Origin of the sequence: Caldicellulosiruptor changbaiensis, from assembly GCF_003999255.1 — a bacterium.
Lineage (GTDB): Bacteria > Bacillota > Thermoanaerobacteria > Caldicellulosiruptorales > Caldicellulosiruptoraceae > Caldicellulosiruptor > Caldicellulosiruptor changbaiensis.
The window spans coordinates 1,590,078-1,612,082 of sequence record NZ_CP034791.1; the positions used below are offsets into that span (position 1 = coordinate 1,590,078).

The window sequence follows — 22,005 nt, forward strand, 5'->3', positions numbered from 1 at the left end:
AAGGGTCCCTCTTCTTTGTTGGTTCTGATTTGTTAAAGTAAAGGGACCCTTTTATTCCTTTTTGTCAAATCCAGAATGATAGTCTATTTGTTTATAAGATGTATAATCTTTTATAGCCTCTTTTTTGTATCTAAGTGTTTTTATAGTCCTTTTTACCTCATCAAACTTTGCGCGAATAAGGATATTATTTTTTTCGTCAATGTCCTTTATTACTTTTAGCTTTTCCATAATTGATGAAGTCAAACTTTTGAGCAAAATCCCTGTCTCTTTGTCTATGTCAGTTATCTCATCAAAGCTTTTGATATTTTTTGCCTTTTTTATCCCCTCAAACTCCTTTATAAACTCATCGTCGAGGGTATTTATCCTTTCAATTAACTTCGCCTTCATATCAACAATTTTAGACAACTCATCAAAATTGTCATTTAAAATATAATCTTGTTGAAGATTTGTAAGCTCTAAAAACTTATCAACAAGCTTTTCCTTTTCTTCAAGAAGACTAATCAGTTTTTCATACATAAACCCCAACCCTTTTATTTATTTTTTTGCTGTCTTGCAATCTTAATTGCCTCTGCCCATGTAGCCCGCATCTCTTCAACAATTTCAAGAGCTTCCTTTAGATATTTTTTGTCCTTCTTTAAATTTGCCTGAATAAGCCATCTGTAAATAAAATCATATAAACTCATAAGATTTTTTGATATCTCATATTGCATATCAAGGGTTGACATAAGCTCTGTGATGATATTTTCGGCTTTTATAATGTTCTCATTTGCTTTGTCAAACTTTTTTTCATCAATTGCCTGCATTGCAAGTTTTATAAATCTTATGCATCCATCATAAAGCATAAGAGTTAATTCTTCTGGTGGCTTTGTCATTATAACTTCTTCTTGATATCTTGCTGCTGCGTCCATCATTTATTTCCTCCTATAAATTATTTTTTCTTTTTGAGTCAAAGATGGTCATTCAGCTTTAGATTCACTTTTAACCCTATGATTCCTCTAAATTATTTACTGCTAAATTGTTGGGAAAGCCAGGAACTCTGTGCATTCATTTGGGACATTAGCGATTCAAGTAGAGAAAACTGCTTATAATATCTTTCTTCAATTTTTTCTAATCTATCCAGCTCAGCATTCATTTGAGTTGCAATATATCTCAATTGTTTTCCAATGTAGCTGTTCGGATCATAACTGCTGGTAAAATAAGGCTTACCCGCCTTTTCATAAATTTTATTTATAACGTCTTTTGAAAAATAATATATTCTTTGTAACAAACCTTGTTTTAATAAGTAACCATTATAATCGTAATACGTTTTTCCCGTTTGTGGATCTGTCTTTTTATAATCATCTAATGTTCCAACGGAAGCAGTAAACAATTTATATACACTATTCGGATCATTTTCTAATGCTTTTCTCAGTTTTTCTTCATCCTTTATATAGAGTTTCCCTGCTTTATTACCATCAAAATAACTATATGTTTCAATTCCTATATCAGTTAGTTGATTAATTTCTTCTGGTAATGAATCCACTTTTTCATAAACCCAATACCTCACATTATTCAAGAAGCTACCTAAAATCGAATCGTTGTAGAGCAAACCCTTTTTAGCTGCCTCTTCCCATTTTTTTATGTCATCATCTTTCATTTGGGATTTTTGCTCTTCCGTTAAAGGCTGAAACTCTCTATTTGGCCTTTCTGTTATTTTGCTATATATCTTATCAATAAGGTCATTGTATTTGCTGAGAAATTCTTTTATATTATTTATTGTAGAATCAACATCTTTTGAAATCGCAAATGACTGATACGTAAAAACTCCATTGACTAAAGTTTCTTTTTTAAGAGTAATAACTGTTCCCAAAAAAGTAAATGTATTTTGAGAAAATTCCTGGTCCTTCCAATAATCTACATTCCCAATTTTTATACTAACTTTTGCATTTTGTCCATTGGAATACATTGTAGAATCTTTTTGTATACTACTTATCTCACTATTTAAATTAAATGCTGTGAGAGCTCCTGTTTGTAATCTTTTTATAAAAAGTTTCCCTTGGACATTATCATAATAAGCATCAACTTTTCCTGTTGATTTAAGAGCTGATGCTAAAGCTCTCTCAAAACCATCAACATCCAAATTTGATACATCAATCTTTATATACTTACTATCTTGTGGATTAGAAGTCTTTATATCTATTGAGACATTTCCAGCATTATCATCATTAACATAAACCCATATAGCTTTTTCAGGACTATTTTGTATGTTAGCCAAATCTGTACTACTAATTTTTGAAACAAACATAAAAGCAGGAGTTGCTATTTGGTCAACTTTTATTTGATAATCTCCCACCAAACTGTTCGCAGTAGGTGCTGCATCAATATAACCACCGCTTATTGCATCACCCCAAGCTTTCATACTAATAAATTTAGAACTTGAAACTCTTAAATCAAAGACATAATCTCTAAAACTTGCTATCTCATTTGCCATATTCATATAATCTTCTCTCTGCCACTGAAGAAGCTGCTGCTGTTGATACAGTTTGTTATACCTTGCTTTTTGAATGCTCATCAAGCCCTGAATTATAGAATCTGTATCAAGCCCGCTTGCAAGTCCACCAATTCTTGTGTAATATTTGTATGCATCATAAGGGCTTGTATAACTTGTAGAGATCGTTGAGCTTATATTCATTCCTTCGTCACCACCTATCTTCTCTCATCAACAAAAATGCCTGCAAGCTCCCAAAGCTTTGCAATTATATCCAAAATCTTCTCTGGTGGTATTTCTCTTATAAGCTCATTGGTCTCTTTGTCATAAACCTTTACTACTATCTCATGTGTCTCCTTGTGTATCGAAAACTCAAGCCTTGTGTACTTTGCCTCAAACGCTTTGTTTGCCTGGTTTATCATTTTAATAAGTGTATCTTCATCAAGTTCTTTTCTGCTGTTCTTGTCTGCCAGCTTATCATTAAATTCTTCTTTGTTTATACCCTTTTCTTCCTGCAAGCTAACTTCGATATTTTCAAGTTTTGTTTTGCTATCTTGAACTCTTGGGACTGTATTCGATATATCAACGGCTTTGATTCCAATGCCATCAACAACCATTTTCGCTTCCCTCTCTTTTTAGTCTTTTCTTATTATATTATCGGTTGTGGAAAGGAAAAAGTTTAATGAGTGCTTTATTTGCACTTTAGATTTGTGATAAAATATTTAGTGAGAACATATCCCCCAAAACACATGATCTATTGTTTCTTGCAAAGAAAATACAACTTCCTTTAGACGCTTCTATGGCGGATTTTTTTTGACCTTCTTACAACTTTTAACATAAATACAAGGTATCCTGATTATAAAAGAGAATTTCAAAAAAATGTACTCGAGAATATACACAAAATATAATTGAAAAAGTGGAGGTTGTTATAGAATGGTTAAAAAGATTGATTCAAGAGTAAAAAATACAATTATGGAGTATATTAGTAAACTCAAAAAAGAAATAAATGTTATTGATGTATATCTCTTTGGTTCATATGCAAAAGGAAATTATCATAATGATAGCGACATTGATATTGCAGTAATTTCTGACCAGTTCAAAGGTGACTGCATTGAAGATAGATTATTATTAATGCGACTTAGAAGAGATATCGACCTTAGAATTGAACCTCATCCTTTTAGACCTGAGGATTTTACCGATGAGAACCCTTTTGTAAAAGAAATTAAGGAGTATGGGATTAGAATACCATGTTAAGACTTATTGTTTTTGACTTCAAATATTTTTCCTTACCTGCACTCACATACTTCATTGATAAGTTCTTCAGTGCTTAAAATGATTGCTAACCACTTGTTCGAAAAAATATTCAAAGATAAAACTCTCATCTAATACACACTGAGCTACTTTTATTCATTTCCCCATCAAATGACTGACTGCTATATTGCGAAAGCTCAATAAAGATCGACCAATTATAAGAGTTCTGTGACATTGTGCGGGATCAAATTCACTGCATATCAAAGTTATTGTTTCTTTTTATGTAAGGTTAAGTAAAATCTCTATGCCTTCTTTAAACTTAATTGACTGGATTATTGCGATGTAATCCTAGTAACCCTTGGGATGTATAGAAAGAAAGATTTTTCCGGCTTTCCACCACGAAGATCCCTAAGAAAAATATATCCAATATTTGCTTGTGCTAATGTATTTTCCAAATTTTTCCTAAACTTTGGAACAAACCTTGAAAAAGAATTTGTTCTTACATCTACAAGTTCTAAAATTTTGCAGTTTTCCAATATATCTAAAAAAATCAACAAACCTTGTTGATAAATAGCCGATGATATATATTGGTTTCATGAAATCACCTCCTAACTGTAACTAAATATCTTAAAAATTCAAAATTGTACTATCTGTCAAAAAACGATAAATTCTCATAGTGTTCAGACTGTGATTTTTTTACCCTGTTATAAAGCTCAATAAATAATTTTTCATACGTTTTATTACTTATTTTCTTTTCACTTTGTGAAAGTTTTAACCTTTTTATCGGTATCTGTTTTAAAATAGCGTCACGAAGGTCACGCCTCAATTTTATCTTAGCTAAAAAACTGTCACCCTCTTCATTTAATATTTTTAACATCTCTCTCTATATGCCTTCTGCTTCTTCCAGTTCATCAAGGCAAATATAAACAGGAATATCAACCCTTTTGAGATATTCAACCATAACTGCTTTAACTTGCGACCAAGGCAACTTCCCCGCATTTGTTCCCAGTTTAGGAAATGCTATAGATTTTATATTCCACTCTTTGTAATGCTGAACAAAATACTCAAGTCCCATCTTAATCCACTCAATTTTTGAAGGATATCTCCAATGATATTTTGTTGGAAAATTAACAATTTTAGTTCCATCTTTTGCAATATACAAATATGGTTCGCCAATTTTGACCTTATTATTTTTGCACCTAACGACGTAATCTTCGTACATCTCTGGATATCTTAACTTGAATTCTAAGGCTATACCTGCTCCCATAACACCCATGCAATTGACTGTATTTACTATTGCATCAGCATTTGCGTTGAATACTGTGTTTCTGTAAAAATTGATATTTTCTATTGATTCAGCAATGAGTAATTTATCATTTCGTATCAAATTTTTCTTATTCCACTCCTCTTAGGTAGACTTATTATGAAAAATTAAGGCCTCTCCACATTTTTTGTTAACTTTATTAGAAGCATTCTTTCTACCACTGGTGTTTTATGTTTAAGAAATAAGCATCAGTGTCAATATTTAAAATATCAATTAACATATTCAGACAAGTTAACATATTCAGACAAGGTTTTTTTGTATTCTCCAGACCTATTTTGAAAGTATTATCATCTAAATAGAATATATCTAAATGGTGTAATGGATGTTTATTAGCATTTCCTTTTTCCCATGCCTTCTTCCAATTCACTTCATCACAATCATATCTAAGATAACCATCTTCTGTAATTAATAAGTATTTCAAAATTTTTATTGAATTTTCAATTATTTTTAATGCAATTCCATCTTGAATTAATTCGTCTCTTTTGGCTTCAATATTTTCAATAATTACTTCAAAAAACTCTTTATTCTTTAAATCTTCTTCGATTTCTATTATTGACATCATTGTACTAATTATAGCATGATCTATACGTATTTCATCCCACCATAATTCATAAATACCTTCTATCTCTTCTATTGAAAATGGAAAATATATGGTAAAAATTTTATTCTCATAATGATAGAATACCCTTTGCATTTTTCTATCTTTCACCACAGTAATATTCGCATTTTTAATATCACAAGAGCTTTGATTTAAAATAATCTCTAACGTATTAATCAAAATCTTAAGAATATCTATCTTATTCCTTATTGGTTTTTTAAAAAACTCTTTGTAGGAATAAAAGCTATATTTTTCCATAGCAATTCACCCTAATTCCATACATCTGTATATTTGCTAATTATATCTCTCAGCTCCGACTTATCCGAAGGCAAACTACCTCTATGCTTAATTATAAGTTTTTTGATTACTTTTCTCTCTTCACTTTCAATCTGAAATTCATCACAAACCTCCTCAAAATTCTCATCAGGTGACTTTTTAGCCTCTATTTGCAATTTCTTAATTTCTTCTTTCTCCTCTTCCGTTGGCTCTTTAGTCACTATACAAAACTCTTCCATTACTTTTCTTAATCCAGCTAAAATCAGCTTTAATTTTTCCTCACTATCTCCTGTTATTAAAAAAGACCTTAAAAAAGAACGAGAAAGCATAGTATATAGGCTATTTCTGTATCTCAAATCATTTTTTATTCCTTTCGTCACGCAAATAGAAAAACTAAATTCAAGCCCCTTTGCATTATTTATATTACTTAAAAAAACAGCATCTTTTTTATTCTTCTTAGAAATATATGCTCTATTGCTTTCCCATCCAAACTCATTATAAATTTTAGCTTCCAATTTTGATATCATCTCATATATGTCTCTATCATTATCTAAAAATATAACACCAATATCTCCTGGTTCTATATCGGGATATTGCTCTTTGCACTTTTTGATTACGCCAATTATATCTCCAATCAAGTCTTTGCTATTATAATAAATTATAACACTGTCTTTTATATTATCAATTTCTTCATCGCCAAACCTTTTTATTGGCTCTCTTTTTAAAATTACTTCTCCATTTTTTTTCTCAACAGTATAACCACATAGCTCCCATTCTCTGTCTTCTAACCAGTTCAACTTTTTTTCTTCAAATAGTCCCATACCTAAAGCATGAGCAAACATCAATGTTTTTGGATCAGTTCTATAGCATTTTTTTAATACAAAATCTGCCTCAACTATTTTATTAATATCTTCTTTTTCGAAAATATCCTGGAAAATATCACCTACAACAAATACTTTTTCTTTAGCCACCAATTCACACAGAGCAATAAAACTATCGGGAAAATCTTGCCCTTCATCTACAAAAATATAATCAAAAGCATACTCTTCAATTCCCAAATTCTTTAGATCTTCAATTGCCATCTTACATGTTATATCAAAACTTTCAAAGTGATTAAAAGGATAAAATGGAATCCTATAAAAATTAGTTATATAACTATACAACCCAGAAAATGGATTTGTAGCTGTTCCCCATGCATGAGCAATAAATAAATTTTCTTGTTTTATTTGTTTTGTAACCTTTGCTAAATTAAAAAAATTTATTAATCTTTCTCTTAATGTATTAGCTAAAACTTTGTTGTGACAAGTCAACGCAATTTTAATATTATCACTTGATAGATATAGATTTTTTATTTTGTGAAATAGCAATTCTGTTTTACCTGTCCCAGAAAGTCCTTGGACTTTTATAACTTTTTTATCCGGGTCGTTATAGATAAACCTTGTCTGATCCAAATCGAACAAGATTATTCTCTGTTTAACCTTCTCCAATACAGATACTGGAACTAATTTGGTAATGATATTTGGATTATTAGCTACTCCAATAAGAAGTGAAACTATAATTTGAGATTTCCTTTGAGCTCCTATATTCCCTAAATCAATTCTATTCAAAAACTCATCATGATTACGTTTTTGTGCATATTCCAATAATTCTCTAACATTAAAAGTTTCTATTAACCCATCCTGTTCCCAATTTTTGGGTCTTCCAATAAGATTTTTAAAGCCAAGTACACCTGCCATTTCGCTAATGTCGTCTAAAATTTCATCTTTGTAATCTTCTATACCACTGTCATTATCTGAACAATCAACAAAAATAATTTTTTTTCCAGGAATTAATACCATATATGAATTCTCGTTATTATATTCCCTCTGGGAGTATGGAGAATGCAAAGGCTTTTCAATCATGTAAATTTCTGACAAAAGTTTGTTTTTTATCTCTGAAAGAAAGGAAATTATCTGGCTATTCTTTTTTTCATCAGAAATCTTAATAAAAAAATTTTCTTTATTATCCATTAAAATTCCTCCAGCTTAGCAAAAGTGGAATACATAGTTTAGTTATAATTATAATACTTGTTAAAATTCTATTCAACTTTTTTTCTCAATATGATTTAGAGATTAATTTTTTTACTTTCCCAAATTTTATATTGAATTAGATTAGAATTAAAAAAATTTCTATCAGAATACTTTTCTCCGTATTTCTTTATTCTCTTAGTAATAAAGCTATCAATATTACTCAGCAAAATGTTTTTAAATTTATCTCCCGTATGCTCCTTCGGTGAAATAAGTATTTTAACAATTGTATATTTCTCATCCCAATAGCTACTGTTGTTCAATAATTGCTTATAAGCATTCTCAAACTCGTTACTTCCACTTTTATAAAATCCCAACCGCTGAAAACATTTTCTTAGTCTAGTTCCAATAAACAGGTTTTCATTCGAATAACCATCTTCACCACTTTTCACCTCGCAAATTACTCCTATAATATTTTCTTCAAATTTAGGAATCATATCCTTTGAATCTTTATGCCAGTCGTCTTCCATTCCTCCAATCTCTTCATAAACATAAGGAAATCTAATAGCAACAATATCAGTTTCATATGCTTTATTTTTCTTCTGTCGATTTCTATCCAGCACATAATTCTCTAAAACGAAAAAACCATAAACCGAAAATACCAATATGCAAGTTCTTCAGCATAATTTCGCATGTAACTCTCACCATCCCAGACTTTTTTATGTCAATCTTTTCCTTATCCCCTTATCAAAATCGCCATATATGCCAATGTATTAACATTATTTTCCTCAAGTATTTGGAGCAAGTTTGCAAGGTATGCGGTGTTGTGTTCAATGGCTTTTGAAAATGATTGAATAAGATTTATTACTATCTCTTCTGTAAAATCTGATTTATAATAGCTGCAAAGACCAACAAAAAGAAGCTTAATTGTTGCCAAATGTGTGCAAAGGACATGTAGTTCTCAAAAGGTGTATCAAAGGCAAGCGGAAAGAGGTTTTTAAATACATCATTCACTAAATATATACTGAGGCTCATTGGAAAACGGCATAAAATATTCATTATATGCTCCTTCATAGTTTTGGAGAATCTGGGTATTATCCGCATCCTGTTTTATTCGAAGAGTTTGCAAAAACTTTGCGAAGAAGTCTAAAAGTTTTTGGTTAATAAATTCAGTCAAAAATAGTAAAATTTAGATTAAAACTTACTTTACTGTTAATTCTTTACCATTTTTAAACCACTTAATCAAAGGTTCTTCTTTAGCGTTGTCACCAATATAAAAGCCTAAAACCCCCATATTTGTAGCAAAAATTATTTTGTTATTTTTACTACTTATGGTTTGTTTAGTATACTGTTTTAACTTATGTATATCCTTTTCAATCTCTAGAACATGCGATGAATTCACTTTTTTAACTTCAATTATAAGCAAATTAAATTAATTTACTCTTCTCTTGTGAACAATTATATCTGGATATACACTAACTTCATTGCGGCAATTGTCACAATTAAATCTTTTGCAGTTGTGTTTACTGTATTCAAAACAAATATTTTCAATATATTTTACGTCCACTTTTATGTTCTTCGTTACCATCGTATTCACAATCTACATCAAACCTGAGCAAAAAAACTACTCAATGTAAATAGCAAGGCGATGTGAGATTGCTCTTTCGTACAATTTTTTTAATAAATATAAATACTATCCAAAAATATACCAATTGCCTTATATAAATATATTTTTAATAATTTAGGGTGATCTGTAAAAAGATTAAAAATAACTCCCAGCATTGCATTACTATCTTCCATTCCTATTATTCACCTCTCTCTGTAACCCTCTTCGTTTACACTTACACCAATTCAATAAACTTTTCTAACGAACGTGACCTTCTTCTTTTATTTTTGTAACCTTTGTATCAACTATTACAAAAGAAAACTTCTTTTCTTCCAAAGACCTTGAATTTCACTGACTAATTATAGAGTCAAGATTTTGCAAAGCTCTAAGATGGCGGATTTTAAAAACTCAGTCCCTCATAACTCATAAGCAATCTCTTCAATCTTTCGTGTGAATACTCAACTTACCACCATCTCACTAAACAGACAATAAAAGCGACTGTTCACTTCGCTGATACCGTCTAAGAAGGTCTGTAGTAAATTTACCATTATTATGAAATCTTGGTATTTTCAAAGTCAAAGTCTCTTCTCTGGTAATTAAATTAGCAGAAATACTAACCGTTGCAATAGTCTTTTCTTTCGTCTATCCTTTCGTAATATTCAGCATTAATTTGTTTAGTAGCAAGAAATGTTAAAATTTGATTTAAGTATTAACTCTAAAAACTTGGCTGATTCTTCGTCTTTTGTTCTCTTTTCAAGAGTTAGCTCAATCTCTTTTTACTCAATTATATATCCTCAACTCAAATGAAATTACTGTTTAGTAAATTAAAATCATTTTTAGAGCTACAAGTTATTTTATTCAACTAAACAGTGTATCGAATCACCTGCATACTGAGAATATTTAATTATGCTTTCATACAACATCTTATTTTTTAAATAAAAACTCTTTAGAAATGCTTTTGGTTCTAAAAAACTGTCATCCATATTGTTTATAATATAGTTTTCCTTTATCATTAACTCTTCAACTAATGTATACGCCAACTCTTTCTCCAATAACTCATTCTCTATATCAGTTAATAAATCAGAAAAATAATTAGCCATATGAAATTTTTCTTCTCGAATAACCTTTTCAAAAAACTGATTACATATATTAATACCAATTTCCCCAATTAACTTTAACTCCGACAATTGATTTTTAACTTCATTTAACAATTTAATGTAAATTTCTTTATCAATAAGATATTCGTGTGACATAGTATTCATATATTTTTCAATGTTAATCGTTTTATAACAATACTCCTCTATCACTGTACCTAGTCTCATTACTATTGTTCCTCTTATTTTAGCTCCTCTTTCTGAAACATTAATAACCCTTATTTTTTCTTTGTCTTTTTCGATTTCATTTTCAAACCATTTTAAAAAGCCAAAATATATTTTGTTTGTTGCAACTTTTCTCCCATCATTGCTCTCTACCCATAAAAGCTCATCTTCTCTTATTTCATTCTTTTCGCCCTCATGCAAAGAAATATTAGAATATACCTTGTTATCTGTAAAAGCAAAATCGTGACCAACCAAGATTATAGGATTAGCACCTAAAACTCTTGTAAATTCATAAGCAAAACAGGAAACAGAACCTCCACCCTTAAAGAGATTATATTCATAACCCATTTTAGCAAGCAATTTGTTTACAAACGAATCGGCAGCTGTTAGCATCAATATCTTTTTGCCAGTGTGATTTTTTAATATATTAGAGTTTACTCCGATTCCATAAACTAATGGAATATTTGAGTAATCAATTTCCTTAAAAAAATTATAATTTCTTTCACTATAATCAACTGAGACTACAAAATCAGGTATAACGCCCATTTGTAATAATCGTTTCAATACTCTGCCAACAGCAATCAAAATAGCTTTACCTTTCGCTTTTTTCAGTTCATTAATATCATTGTCTAATGAAGGACCCGCACCTATAATTATAGCAGGTATGCCCTTAAAATAATTTTCCCACGTATTCCCTAAGTTACTTTCTGGAATAAATATAAGGTTAGCAAGCATATTTTTCTTTATGACATGTGAAGAATAAAAGATAGTCTTAATTTCTGTTTCTTTTATAATTCTAAATTCATCCAGTCTATTTTCTATTTTTTCTACATATACGCCAAAATATTTTTTATAAAACGGATGAACAAGATTCTTTAATCTTAAACTTAATTCCCAAGGTATAATTTCTTCGATTATATTTATCAACTTTTCACTTCCATTGTCAATAATAAAAAACACTCTCTCATCAATTAAAATATCTTCAAAACTTTCACTAAAAAAAACTTTGTTTAATATCTCATATGAAGGTTCAATTATAATTAAAATACCGTCATCTGGTAATGCATCTAAAATTCTCCTAATAAAATTTCCAGTACCAAAACCAATAAATACAATAATAATGTCTGATTTCCATTGATTTATTTCGATGCTATCTGCATTCTTTTCGTATTCATTTAATTCACCTATCAAATCTAACATTTCTTCTTTCAAATTCTCTTGGTTCATCTCAAATATAATGTTAAACCGTTCTCTAAGAATTTGTACGTTCTTTTTGAATATTTCCTCCAATTTACCATTCCCCTTTTAATAACAAGGTCTACTTTTTATTTCTTTTAGACTCTCTTGTAAAATAGGCAGTGAATACTCAATAGCTTTCTTAATTCCCTTGTACAATTTCTCACCTTTTTCAACAATATCAACATTAGCCTTTTCTGGTATTTCATAATTTATTTCATGATTTAAAACCTCATAGCTAATTGAAAGTAAAAAATCATCTAGTAGACTTCCTTCTTTAAATTTTTCATTCAGAAAATTATCAATACTTTCTAATTCTTCTAATGTAGATTTATCATATCCATTTAAAAGTCTTTTGTTCAATTCCAATGCTTTATTAACTTTATCTAATATTTCACTTAAATCTTTGTTAATATTCTCTAACTCTTTTATAATTTCAACCCTTGTATTGTCGTCCACTATTTTAAATTTTTTCTCTATCTCTTCTCTTTTCTTTTCCTCAATTGAAGTAGCCTGAGCAAAATAAGAATCTATTACTTCGCTCAATCTCATCGGAATTGTTCCTTTAATATTAGCCCCACCTTCTGTTGCATTTATGTACAATCTGCCACTATTATCATACATTATCCTTCTTTCAAACCATCTTAAAAAGTTATACAATGCATAATCAGTTACTACTTTATCTCCCATAACTCCATCCACATATAATAAGTTGGGATTATCTTCCACGCTTATCTCATTTAATCTATCATGTGCTCCAATAGCGTGAATCAACCCGTTAGTATATGCCAAATCTTGTCCTACAAAAATTATAGGAGAACAATTAAAAATTTTAGTAGCTATATCAAATGCAAAACAGGAAACTGAACCTCCTCCCCCTACAAATCCAGTGTCTATACCATATTTCATAAACAGGTTATAAGTAAAACGATCACTATTAAGCATTATTTTAAATTTTCCTTTATGCTGTTCTAAAATACGATAATGGGTCCGTGGACTATAGAGTAGAGGAATATCTGAATAATCAACATTTTCAAATAGTTTATAATTCTTCTCACTGCCATCAATAGTAACTACAAAATCAGGTTTTACATCGTGTTCTAAAAGTATTTTTAAAGTTCTTCCTCCTGTTAAGATTATGGCTTTGTCATTGATTTGTTTCAAAAGATGTACGTTCTTATTTAAAGATGGCCCAGCTGAAACTATTACTGCTGGTAATGAAATAAAAGAATCTTTAAAATTGTTTATCCATGAGCTTTCTAATAAATATCGTAAGTTTTTCAAAATATTTTCTTGCCACATCTTTCCAAAATATAATATTGTGTTTACAGTCAATTTATTATCAACTAATAAATCTCTTATGACTTTTAAAACAATTGTTGATTCTTCTTTTGAAAACTTATCATAGTTTGGAGACAAAATAAATTTGGTCTTTTCTGTTTTTGTCCAATCTAAATACATATCTAACATATTCCCTAACGATTCTGTATCTCCATCAAAAATCCAAATTACAACTCTTTCGTCCTCAAGAATATGTGTAATATCTATTGATTCAATTATCTTAATAAAAATATCTAAATAAGGCTCAATTATCACTAATTTTCCATCTTCATGCATATAATTTAATAACTCTTTTATCAAATAAACATTCCCTATTCCAAAAAGAATTTTAATTCCTTCCCTTTTTAAATCTTGTGCATTAACCAATTTTCTTGCCTCTTCTACTGGCTTATACTTGCTACTCAAATAATACTCTTTTGAACCTATATTAACCTTTAAAACTATATTGCTATCTTTTGCAACTTCACTTATTACTTTAATATTTTCCTTTATCCTGTTTGCTGTGTTTAATTTATCCAACTTCTCATAAATATACTTAAAACGCCTTTTAATAACTTCTAAATTCTTTGCAAAAATATTTCCCTCCATCTTTGGACTTCTCTCCTGTTTTACTTAATTTCAACCATATCTTTTTATAATAGTGCAAATAAGTTCTATTTCTTTTTCTTCCAAACTAACTGAACTGGGCAAATTAATGCCATGTGAAGCTAAATATTCCGTATTATTCATCTCGCTTTTTTTGCAATTTCTGAAGTTTCTCATCAGATGAATAGGTTGAAAAAACGGCCTGCTTTCAATTTCATGTTTTTTGAGTTCATCTATTAGTTCATCTCTTGTAATACCAAAATTTTCTGTAACAACAATAGAATAAAGCCAATAAGAATTTTCCACTTCTTCAGTATCAAACGGAGTTATAACCCCTTTTACATCCTTCAAGTATAAATTGTATATCTCTGCATTCCTTCTTTTAGCTCTTAAAAATTCTTCCAGTTTTTCCAACTGGGCTAAACCAAAAGCTGCAAGCAAATTAGGCAGTCTATAATTGTAACCTATTTCATTGTGAACAAATCCATTATTACTTAACATTGTCTTCGCTTGGGAAGAAAGATACCTTACATATTCAGCTAAATCATCTCGGTTAGTAACAATCATTCCTCCATTCCCTGTTGTAATGAGCTTATTACCATTAAAACTAAAACAACCAAACTCTCCGAATGTCCCTACATATCTTCCTTTAAACTTAGTCCCTAAAGCCTCAGTGGCATCCTCTATAATATACAAATCATACTTCTCAGCAATTTTTCTTAATTTCTCCATATCAGCTGCATAGCCATATAAATGAACAGGAATAATAGCTTTGGTTTTAGGAGTTATCATCTCTTCAACTTTCTCTACATTTAAAACAAAAGTATCCTTTTTTACATCAACAAAAACAGGTTCAGCTCCAACATACTTCACTGCATTAGCAGTAGCTATGAATGTAAGTGACGGTATTATGACCTCATCTTCTTCTCCTATATTTAAAGCTCTTAATGCTAAATGCAATGCTGCAGTACCACTGCTTACTGCAATCGCATGCTTTACTCCTAAAAATTCTTTAAACTTCTCTTCAAATCTTTTAATGAATTCTCCATATGTAGATATCCATCTCTTTTCTATACATTCTGAAATATACTTTATCTCATTTCCAGCTATTGCAGGTTCGCACAATGGAATCATTTTTTATCTTACCCTTTCAAATATTATATATTTCCCATTTATACAAATTATAATTGTCTCTAAACCAATTTACAGTTTCAATCAATCCGGCTTTTAAATCGTACTGTGGATACCATCCTAACTTAATTTTAGCCTTACTATTATCGCAGCACAGTCTCATTACTTCACTTTTATCTGGTCTAATCCGCTTTTCATCAACTACCACTTCAACTTCAACACCAATTACTTCACTAATCAAATGAATTAGATTTTTTATGCTAATCTCTTTACCAGAGCCGATATTATACACTTCACCTTTGCCCCCGTCATACTCTGCCGCTTTTATAAAACCCCTTACCGTGTCCTTTACATAATTAAAATCCCTTATGGTTTGGATATTACCTACTCTTATATTCTTCACTCCACCTAAAATCTGAGTTATAACCGTAGGAATAATAGCTCTTGCAGACTGCCTTGGTCCATAAGTATTAAATGGACGAACAATCGTAGCATTTAGATCATACGAGTTAACAAAACTTTCTACTGCTTTATCAGCTGCAATCTTTGAAGCCGAATAAGGTGACTGTGCCTGTAGAGGATGATTTTCGTCTATTGGAATATACAAAGCTGTTCCATACACCTCACTGGTTGAAGTGTGAATAAGTTTTTGAACGTCATTCTCCATACATGCTTCTAAAACATTTAAAGTTCCTTCCACATTTGTTTTGTAAAAAGCCATAGGAGTTTGATAAGAATAAGGTATGGAAATCAAAGCAGCTAAGTGAAAAACTACATCTTTCCCCTTCACTGCTTTTTTTACAGAATCATAATCTCTAACATCTCCTACATAAATCTCTATCTCCCTTATAATCTCCCTATCTAAAGTCTCAAGCCAACCCCATCTATTAAACGAGTTGTAATGAACAAAAGCCAAAACATTTGCACCTAATCTTACTAATTCTTCTACCAAATGACTTCCAATAAAACCACCTGCTCCTGTAACAAGAACTTTCTTATTACTTAAATTCACTTCTTTATCTCATCCTTTCTCACTTTCTTAACAATTTTCTCTAATTATTTTTGCAGGTATACCTGCTACAATTACATTATCTGGAACATCCTTAGTTACAACAGCTCCAGCCCCCACTATTACATTGCTTCCTATTTTTACATTCTCGATTACTACGCTACCTATCCCAATATGTGTGTGGTCTCCTATAATTACACCGCCAGCTAGTGAGGCATGTGGAGCTATATGACTATTAAATCCAATATAACAATCATGTTCTATAATTGCTCCTGTATTGATAATACAATTCTCTTTTATAACACTCCCTGCATTAATTATGGAACCAGCCATAACACATGTTCCTTCACCAATTTCTGCATAATCCGAAACAATTGCCTTTTCATGAACCAAGATAGGAATTTCATACCCTATTTTTTTTAGATAAAAAAACATTTTACCTCTTTTTTCAATCCGTTTTATGCCGTCAAAACTCACAAAAGCATTTGTAGCTATTTTCTTTCTAAAAATTTCTTCTAATATCTCATCAGTTCCAACTACAGGTATGCCATATATCTGTTTTTTCTTCAAATCATTATCAATTATTCCTATAACGTTAAATTCTTCTCTACTTCGTATTATATCAATAATTACTTTAGCATGCCCTCCTCCACCAACTAAAATAATATCTTTCAACTTTACCACCAACTTTTTTACTAACTGAATATTTGTTTTATTCTATAAGAATTCTTTATTATTGCACAGTCTTTTCTGTATCAGCTTTTCATCTATCTCAATAGTTTTTAATACATTTTTGATTTTAATACTTGTATTTCCATCGCCAAAATAAAATGGCATTTCTTTTATCATCTCTTTGAACTCTAAACTCAATCCTTTCAAAATGCCTTCAATAATATTATCCTTCTCATAATTTACGTCAATAATATTCATATGACGAAACCTACCTTTTTGACGATTGCCGATATTAACAACAGGAACCCGAAAATAAGGTGCTTCTATTATTCCACTCGAGGAATTTCCTATAACTATATCAGCATTTTTTAAAACACTAAGGTATAATTGGCTTCCTAAATTTTTGAAGATATAGAAATTATGTTTGTTATTATTATGTATTTTCTCAATAATTTTTTTATATCCATAATCCGCATTAGGATAGGTGAACACAATATTTTCATCAAATTCGTTCAATGCATTCAATAAATTATCAATCTGTTTTTCTAAATCCTCTTCTTCCAAAGTAACCGGATGATAAGTGACTAAAAATATCTTTTTTTTCTCATCTAATCCTAAAACTCTGCATATCTCTTCTCGAGAAAATAATTTGGTCCTTCTTATATTTTCTATCCCCGGTTGCCCAACATTATAAATCCTCCAGGGTTCTTCACCCAACATCAAAATTCTTTGCTTGTAGTATTCAGCACCAACAAAGTGAATATGAGCCATTTTTGTTATAGCATGTCTTATTTGTTCGTCTATTGCTCCTTCACTTGCTTCCCCTCCATTTATATGAGCAATTGGAATATTCATCATCATTGCACATGTGGCAGCAATAAATATTTCATATCTATCTCCCAGAATTAACAAAATATCCGGTTTCAGTCTTTCAAAAGCATTTGCTAATTGAATCAACTCTATACCCATCGATTTTGCAACTGCACTTTTTTTCGAAGAATTTATCAACATATCTATCTCTTCGTCAATCCTAAAGCCATCGTTTCTAATTTGCTCAACTGTAAAACCAAATTCATCTACCAAATGACTTCCAGTAACAACTATCTGTAACTCTAAAAAATCATCATTCTGTATTTCTTTCATAGTCCAATAAAGTAATCCATACTCTGCACGTGAACCTGTAACAACCAATACCTTTCTTTTTTTCAATATTTCATCACCAACTTATCTTTTCAATCTTTATTATCTCATCTTCTTCTATATCCTCTTTTACTTTTTTGCCTATAATCTTATAAACTTCGTTAGGCTGCAAACCAATAGCTGGCCTTTTAAATTCAATATCTTCAAAAGTTATTTCCTCTCCTCTTAATAACTTTCTTTTTGCTACAATGCTTCGCCTTGCCTTTACCTTTATTTCTTCTTCCGATTTGGTGCACTTCTTAATACCATTACCCATAGCCTTTTCTACATTTCTGATACAATCTACCATAAACTTAAATTCATTCGGAGACAGAGAAGCTTTGTGATCTGGTCCTTCTAATTTTTTATCAAGTGTTAAATGTTTCTCTATAATAGTTGCACCAATTGCTATGGCAGCTATCGCAACTTCAATACCTTCTGTGTGATCAGAATAACCCACTGGTAACTTAAAAGCTTCTTTCAACGTAATGATTGCTTTCAAATTAACATCTTCAACTTTTGCTGGATAAGAAGATGTGCAATGTAACAATGTAATGTCATTACATCCAGCTTGATTTATAATATTAATCGCTGCTTCTATTTCGCCTAAATTCGACATGCCTGTAGATAAAATTATTGGTTTTTTAAATTTTGCTATATATTCCAAAAACGGCAGATAAGTAAGGTCTCCTGAACTCACTTTAAACAACCTAACACCTAATTCATTTAAAAACTTTGCGCTTTCACAATCAAAAGGAGTAGATAAAAATTCTATTCCTATATTGTCACAATACTTCTTTAACTCTTCAAACTGTTTATACGTCAATTCATATCTTTTTAACATTTCAAACTGCGTTCCAATACCGGTGTTAACTTTTTGATAGTTTGCCTTTTCAGCATATTTTGTAACCAAATTTTCAGTCTTATAAGTTTGAAATTTAATAGCATTAGCACCTGCCTCTTTAGCAGCATCAATTAATCTCTTTGCTATCTCCATGCTACCATTATGATTAACTCCTGCTTCTGCTATAATGAATACACTATTCATTCTGACTTATCCCCTTTTTAATCAAAAACTCGGCAAATTGGAAATCCACTATATCATCAATATCAATAGAAGAATATCTATCCATTATATACCCTATAGTTTCTTCTAAAAACCATGTCTTCCTTTCAAGCAATATTTCTCTTTCTGCTATATATATAGCACCATTTAACCTAAATATTGTTGGTAAATCTTGTCTTCTATAGAAGTTAACATTGGTTTTTATAAAATCTATGAGTCTGTTATTTTCATCCATAACCTTCATCCAATAAGGATTAACCTCGCTCTCACACACACTTACTAAAGCCGGAGCTTGCTTTTCTTTTATCATTTCAATAGCTTTGTCAATGTGATGCACTCTCCTCAATGGTGATGTACATTGCAAACACATAACATACTTGGGCTTATAATTTTCTTTCTCTTCTAACCATTTTATGGCATGCAATATTACTTCAATCCCTGGTGTATCATCCTGTGCAAGTTCCTTAGGTCTCAGAAACGGCACCTCAGCACCATATTTTAAACTAACTTCCACAATCTTTTCATCATCTGTTGAAACTATAACCCTATCAATATATTTACTCTTACATGCTTCCTCTATAGTATAACTAATGAGAGGCTTTTCTGCTAACAATTTGATATTTTTATTTTTTATCCCTTTTGAACCTCCTCGAGCTGGAATAATGGCTACAATCTCTTCATTCTCTATCACTTTTTTCACCTACTTTATTACTTTTAAAGTCTTCATTTATTTTATAATAATCTTCTACTTGACCTATGTCTACCCAATATTCATTAATTTCATAATATCCAACTCTTTTGCCTCCTAATATGCATCTTTTGATTAAATCAGTTATTTCAAAATATTCATCAAAAGGTATAAAATCAATCACATTTGGATTTAAACAGTAGATACCAGCGTTAATTAAGTAATTAATAATTGGCTTCTCAACTATATCTATAATTTCTTTATCCTTACTTTCTACTACACCATAAGGAATTTGATATTGAAAATTCTTCACACCTACTGTTATATCAAAGCCTTGTTCTAAATGATAATTTAACATTCTTTCAAAATTGAGTGTAGTATATACATCACCATTAACAACATAAAAAGGTCCATCGATAAGCTCCTTTGCCAATCTTATACTCCCAGCTGTCCCTAATGGTTTTGTCTCTTTTATATAATCAATTTTAACTCCATGCAAATATCCATTTTGGAAATAATTTTCAATTATTTCCGACTTATAATTCACCGATATTATAAATCTATAAAACCCATATTGCTTAAAACTATTAATAATATGATGGAGAAGAGGTTCATTACCAACTTTTAGCATGGGTTTAGGAATTTCTTTTGTCAATTCTCTTAATCTTGTTCCTTTCCCACCTGCTAAAATAAACACTATGTTTTCTTTCCCTTTTGGAATCAATATTTCTTCAATTGAAATTAGGTCTACAACTCGAGACTCTTCATCAACAATAGGGATTTGCTTTACAGCTTTTTTTATAAATAATTCTTTCAATTCCTCATTATTTAATTCCTTAGAGGCAACAACAGGATTGTAGTGGACAATCTCTTCTATCTTATCTTCTAACTTGTAACCTTTCAATAATGCCCTTCTAATATCACCGTCTGTCAAAGTCCCTATTAATTTTTCATTTTCATCTATTACTAATAAAATACCTTTTCCTGTATCATTTAATATCTTCAATGCTTCAATTATTTTTATGCCTCTATCTACTGAGATATTTTTTACCTTTACATTCATTCTTGATAACCTCACATATTTTTAAGTAAAGTTAAGGTGAATTATAGCAATTTAATAATTCCATCTATATGTATTGGTATAGTTCCCTCAATTCTCGCTCCTTTTAAAGATGTATTGAGGTTGTTGAATAAAAGAAATAACCATATAGAGTAAACATAGTAACAAAAGAAAAAAGCCCCCTTGTGTTATAATTTTAATTTAAGAGAAAACCACAACAAAACACAAGGGGGAAAAAGATGACTAAGAATATTAAAGCACAAAATAAGAAATTTTTAAAGCTGCTTTTTGTAATAAAAAAGGTTACTGAAGTTTTATCGAGGAAGATAAAGCAAAATAGAAGGGGACGACCGAGGAAATTTAATCTGTTTCAGATAATAGCTTGTTTGGTTTATAAAGTTAAAAAGGGGATAAAGAGTTTCAGAGAATTAGAATATCGAATAAATCAAGACACAGAGTTTAAGCAAGTAGTAGGTATAGAAGAAAGTCCGGACTATTCATATTTTGCAAAGTTGTCAAGAAAAATAGAAAAAGAATACATGCAAGATATAAAAGACATATTAATAGCTAAGATAGAACCTGATATGAGTATAGCGATAGTAGACTCTACGCCGCTGAGAAGTGCCAAAAATGATTCAGAAGCAAAAATAGGTATACATATTACAATAGGATTTTTCAGGGGATACAAATTACATCTTTTGTGTACAGGTAAAGAAGAAGTAATACCACTTTTCTGGATTTTAACAGGGGCAAATGAACATGACTCAAGACAAGAAGAGCTTTTGTATAGGGCATGGGGCTTTGGCTGTGAGATTGTATTAGCAGATGCGGGATACGATTGTAGCAGATGGTTTAATATAGCAAATGAGCTTAAAGTTAAATTTGTTGCTGGGATAAACAAAAGAAACATGAAAGATAAAAACAATGTTAAGAATGTTTTTAGAAGCAAGAACATAAGATTTTTAGAAACTGAAGAGGGTAAAAAGCTATACAAGCAGAGAACAAAGATTGAAAGACTATTTAGCAAATTAAAAGGTGAATATAATCTTGAGAATGTGAGGCTCAAGGGATTTAGAAATTATAAAAGGTATATTGATTGGATACTAATTACTTTTCTATTTGAGCAACTTCTTAGAAAGTTAGAAGGTAAGAAGTTTTCTTTCGCTTATGAATGGAATCAATAACTTTTGT

24 protein-coding genes and 1 pseudogene are annotated in these 22,005 nt (G+C 30.4%); 2 read left to right on the forward strand and 23 right to left on the reverse strand.

Annotated features, from left to right (window positions below; genetic code table 11):
* Window positions 1-51 precede the first annotated feature (51 nt).
* The 4 genes from ELD05_RS07825 to ELD05_RS07840 all read right to left on the reverse strand — a co-directional run bounded on the left by ELD05_RS07825 (window position 52) and on the right by ELD05_RS07840 (window position 3,084).
* A complete protein-coding gene (locus tag ELD05_RS07825; RefSeq protein WP_127351985.1) occupies window positions 52-516 on the reverse strand; it encodes a flagellar protein FlgN in 465 nt (154 codons plus the stop codon).
* 14 nt (window positions 517-530) lie between these two features.
* On the reverse strand, window positions 531-908 hold the full coding sequence (fliS, locus tag ELD05_RS07830) for a flagellar export chaperone FliS (protein WP_127352944.1): 378 nt from the start codon (window positions 906-908) through the stop codon (window positions 531-533).
* 92 nt (window positions 909-1,000) lie between these two features.
* Window positions 1,001-2,671: a flagellar filament capping protein FliD gene (gene fliD / locus ELD05_RS07835; protein WP_127351986.1), complete on the reverse strand. Its 1,671-nt coding sequence runs from the start codon at window positions 2,669-2,671 to the stop codon at window positions 1,001-1,003.
* A gap of 14 nt (window positions 2,672-2,685) precedes the next feature.
* Window positions 2,686-3,084 (reverse strand): flagellar protein FlaG, encoded by a 399-nt coding sequence (locus ELD05_RS07840; protein ID WP_127351987.1) that lies wholly within the window; start codon window positions 3,082-3,084, stop codon window positions 2,686-2,688.
* Between the two features lie 316 nt (window positions 3,085-3,400).
* Between ELD05_RS07840 and ELD05_RS07845 the strand changes: the two genes are divergently transcribed.
* Window positions 3,401-3,721: a nucleotidyltransferase domain-containing protein gene (locus ELD05_RS07845; RefSeq protein WP_127351988.1), complete on the forward strand. Its 321-nt coding sequence runs from the start codon at window positions 3,401-3,403 to the stop codon at window positions 3,719-3,721.
* A 329-nt stretch (window positions 3,722-4,050) separates the two neighbouring features.
* On the opposite strand, the gene ELD05_RS14450 is transcribed toward ELD05_RS07845, so the two are convergent.
* From ELD05_RS14450 to ELD05_RS07935, 19 genes and pseudogenes are all read right to left on the reverse strand, one after another.
* Window positions 4,051-4,254, reverse strand: coding sequence for a DUF488 family protein (locus tag ELD05_RS14450; RefSeq protein WP_241243429.1), 204 nt, complete (start codon window positions 4,252-4,254; stop codon window positions 4,051-4,053).
* Window positions 4,255-4,364: 110 nt separating this feature from the next.
* Window positions 4,365-4,595, reverse strand: a complete 231-nt coding sequence (locus ELD05_RS07855; protein ID WP_127351989.1) for a hypothetical protein — start codon at window positions 4,593-4,595, stop codon at window positions 4,365-4,367.
* A 6-nt stretch (window positions 4,596-4,601) separates the two neighbouring features.
* Window positions 4,602-5,105, reverse strand: coding sequence for a macro domain-containing protein (locus ELD05_RS07860; RefSeq protein ID WP_206516871.1), 504 nt, complete (start codon window positions 5,103-5,105; stop codon window positions 4,602-4,604).
* A gap of 91 nt (window positions 5,106-5,196) precedes the next feature.
* Entirely contained in the window at window positions 5,197-5,898 is a 702-nt protein-coding gene (locus tag ELD05_RS07865) for a hypothetical protein (RefSeq protein WP_127351990.1), read from the reverse strand.
* 11 nt (window positions 5,899-5,909) lie between these two features.
* On the reverse strand, window positions 5,910-7,925 hold the full coding sequence (locus tag ELD05_RS07870) for a DEAD/DEAH box helicase (RefSeq protein WP_127351991.1): 2,016 nt from the start codon (window positions 7,923-7,925) through the stop codon (window positions 5,910-5,912).
* A gap of 95 nt (window positions 7,926-8,020) precedes the next feature.
* Window positions 8,021-8,587 carry a hypothetical protein gene (locus tag ELD05_RS07875; RefSeq protein ID WP_241243430.1) on the reverse strand — a complete coding sequence of 189 codons (567 nt, stop codon included), beginning with the start codon at window positions 8,585-8,587 and terminating at the stop codon, window positions 8,021-8,023.
* A gap of 71 nt (window positions 8,588-8,658) precedes the next feature.
* On the reverse strand, window positions 8,659-8,859 hold the full coding sequence (locus ELD05_RS14455; protein ID WP_241243431.1) for a hypothetical protein: 201 nt from the start codon (window positions 8,857-8,859) through the stop codon (window positions 8,659-8,661).
* Window positions 8,860-8,928: 69 nt separating this feature from the next.
* A complete protein-coding gene (locus ELD05_RS14460; RefSeq protein WP_241243432.1) occupies window positions 8,929-9,099 on the reverse strand; it encodes a hypothetical protein in 171 nt (56 codons plus the stop codon).
* A gap of 24 nt (window positions 9,100-9,123) precedes the next feature.
* A complete protein-coding gene (locus tag ELD05_RS07885; protein WP_127351992.1) occupies window positions 9,124-9,348 on the reverse strand; it encodes a hypothetical protein in 225 nt (74 codons plus the stop codon).
* Window positions 9,349-9,789: 441 nt separating this feature from the next.
* Window positions 9,790-10,298 (reverse strand): annotated as a pseudogene (locus ELD05_RS15140) (transposase); the annotation flags it as partial.
* 84 nt (window positions 10,299-10,382) lie between these two features.
* Window positions 10,383-12,137 (reverse strand): motility associated factor glycosyltransferase family protein, encoded by a 1,755-nt coding sequence (locus ELD05_RS07895; RefSeq protein ID WP_127351993.1) that lies wholly within the window; start codon window positions 12,135-12,137, stop codon window positions 10,383-10,385.
* Window positions 12,138-12,152: 15 nt separating this feature from the next.
* Window positions 12,153-14,012: a motility associated factor glycosyltransferase family protein gene (locus ELD05_RS07900; RefSeq protein WP_127351994.1), complete on the reverse strand. Its 1,860-nt coding sequence runs from the start codon at window positions 14,010-14,012 to the stop codon at window positions 12,153-12,155.
* A 30-nt stretch (window positions 14,013-14,042) separates the two neighbouring features.
* Entirely contained in the window at window positions 14,043-15,143 is a 1,101-nt protein-coding gene (locus tag ELD05_RS07905) for a LegC family aminotransferase (RefSeq protein ID WP_127351995.1), read from the reverse strand.
* Window positions 15,144-15,159: 16 nt separating this feature from the next.
* Window positions 15,160-16,152: an SDR family NAD(P)-dependent oxidoreductase gene (locus ELD05_RS07910; RefSeq protein WP_127351996.1), complete on the reverse strand. Its 993-nt coding sequence runs from the start codon at window positions 16,150-16,152 to the stop codon at window positions 15,160-15,162.
* 27 nt (window positions 16,153-16,179) lie between these two features.
* Window positions 16,180-16,833 carry an acetyltransferase gene (locus tag ELD05_RS07915; protein ID WP_206516872.1) on the reverse strand — a complete coding sequence of 218 codons (654 nt, stop codon included), beginning with the start codon at window positions 16,831-16,833 and terminating at the stop codon, window positions 16,180-16,182.
* A gap of 33 nt (window positions 16,834-16,866) precedes the next feature.
* Entirely contained in the window at window positions 16,867-18,030 is a 1,164-nt protein-coding gene (neuC, locus tag ELD05_RS07920; RefSeq protein ID WP_127351998.1) for a UDP-N-acetylglucosamine 2-epimerase, read from the reverse strand.
* Between the two features lie 7 nt (window positions 18,031-18,037).
* Entirely contained in the window at window positions 18,038-19,048 is a 1,011-nt protein-coding gene (neuB, locus tag ELD05_RS07925) for an N-acetylneuraminate synthase (protein ID WP_127351999.1), read from the reverse strand.
* Complete coding sequence (locus ELD05_RS07930; RefSeq protein ID WP_241243433.1) at window positions 19,041-19,766, reverse strand: acylneuraminate cytidylyltransferase family protein; 726 nt, start codon at window positions 19,764-19,766, stop codon at window positions 19,041-19,043. Before ELD05_RS07930 ends, neuB begins: the two co-directional genes overlap by 8 nt.
* Window positions 19,744-20,817 carry a nucleotidyltransferase family protein gene (locus ELD05_RS07935; protein WP_127352001.1) on the reverse strand — a complete coding sequence of 358 codons (1,074 nt, stop codon included), beginning with the start codon at window positions 20,815-20,817 and terminating at the stop codon, window positions 19,744-19,746. The genes ELD05_RS07930 and ELD05_RS07935 overlap by 23 nt, the downstream gene beginning before the upstream one ends.
* 236 nt (window positions 20,818-21,053) lie before the next feature.
* On the opposite strand from ELD05_RS07935, the gene ELD05_RS07940 reads away from it, so the two are divergent.
* Window positions 21,054-21,998 carry a transposase gene (locus ELD05_RS07940; protein WP_127350978.1) on the forward strand — a complete coding sequence of 315 codons (945 nt, stop codon included), beginning with the start codon at window positions 21,054-21,056 and terminating at the stop codon, window positions 21,996-21,998.
* Window positions 21,999-22,005: the final 7 nt, after the last annotated feature.